The 1,652-nt window shown below is 65.0% G+C and carries 1 protein-coding gene; it reads right to left on the bottom strand.

From position 1 onward, the window contains the following. Position 1 precedes the first annotated feature (1 nt). Positions 2 to 1,652: electron transfer flavoprotein-ubiquinone oxidoreductase (locus tag WS49_RS17220; RefSeq protein ID WP_059530905.1), on the bottom strand; the 1,651-nt coding region annotated here is incomplete at its 5' end.

A 1,652-nucleotide genomic window follows, 5' to 3' on the forward strand; every position in this document is an offset into this window, starting at 1 on the left:
GTTACATGTTCGGGTAATTCGGCCCGCCGCCGCCTTCCGGCGTGACCCACACGATGTTCTGCGTCGGGTCCTTGATGTCGCAGGTCTTGCAGTGCACGCAGTTCTGCGCGTTGATCACCAGCCGGTCGCTGCCGTCGTCGTTCTTCACGAACTCGTACACGGCCGCCGGGCAGAAGCGTCCCTCGGGGCCCGCGTACGTGCGCAGGTTCACGTTCACCGGCACGTTCGCATCCTTCAGCGTCAGGTGCGCCGGCTGGTTCTCCTCGTGGTTCGTGTTCGAGATGAATACCGACGACAGCCGGTCGAACGTCAGCTTGCCGTCCGGCTTCGGATACTCGATCGGCGTGCATTGCGACGCCGGCTTCAGCATCTCGTGGTCCGCATGCTTGTGGTGCAGCGTCCACGGCACGTTGCCGCCCATCACCTTCTGCTCGAGCCCGACCATCAGCGTGCCGAGGTACAGGCCCTTCGCCATCCACTGCTTGAAGTTGCGCGCGCGGTACAGCTCCGTATGCAGCCACGACTGCTTGAAGGCGTCCGGATACGCGTTGAGCTCGTCACTCTGACGGCCGGCCTGCAGCGCGTCGAACGCGGCGTCCGCCGCCAGCATGCCGGTCTTGATCGCCGCGTGGCTGCCCTTGATCCGCGATGCGTTCAGGAAGCCCGCGTCGTCGCCGATCAGCGCGCCGCCCGGGAACACCGTCTTCGGCAGCGACAGCAGGCCGCCAGCCGTGATCGCCCGCGCGCCGTACGACACGCGCTTGCCGCCTTCGAGGAACGCGCGGATCGACGGATGCGTCTTGTAGCGCTGGAATTCCTCGAACGGCGACAGGTACGGATTCGTGTAGCCCAGGCCCACCACGAAGCCGACCACGACCTGGTTGTTGTCCATGTGATACAGGAACGAGCCGCCGTACGTATCCGACTTCAGCGGCCAGCCGGCCGTGTGGATCACCAGACCCGGCTTGTGCTTGGCCGGATCGATTTCCCACAATTCCTTGATGCCGATCCCGTACGCCTGCGGATCGGCGTTCGCGTCGAGCTTGAACTTCGAGATCAGCTGACGGCCGAGGTGGCCGCGACAGCCTTCGGCGAACAGCGTGTACTTCGCGTGCAGCTCCATGCCGAGCTGGAAGTTCTCGGTCGGCTCGCCGTCCTTGCCTACGCCCATGTTGCCAGTGGCGACGCCCTTCACCGAGCCGTCGTCGTTGTAGAGAATCTCGGCAGCGGGGAAGCCCGGGAAGATCTCAACGCCCAGCGCTTCGGCCTGTGCCCCAAGCCAGCGCGTGACGTTGCCCAGCGAAATCACGTAGTTGCCGTGATTCTTGAAGTTGTCGGGCAGGGCCCAGTTGGGCGTCGTGACCGCGCTCTTTTCGGACAGGAACAGGAAGCGGTCTTCCGTCACCTCGACGTTCAAGGGCGCGCCCTGCTCCTTCCAGTCGGGGAACAGTTCGGTGATCGCGCGCGGATCCATCACCGCGCCCGACAGGATGTGCGCGCCGATCTCGGAACCCTTCTCGAGCACGCACACGCCGATCTCGATGCCTTTCTCGGCGGCCAGTTGCTTGAGCCGGATCGCCGCCGACAGCCCGGCGGGGCCGCCGCCGACGATCACGACGTCGTATTCCATCGATTCGCGCGGGCCGTATTGC

The organism is Burkholderia sp. RF7-non_BP4 (assembly GCF_001521935.1).
In the GTDB taxonomy this organism is placed as follows: domain Bacteria; phylum Pseudomonadota; class Gammaproteobacteria; order Burkholderiales; family Burkholderiaceae; genus Burkholderia; species Burkholderia diffusa.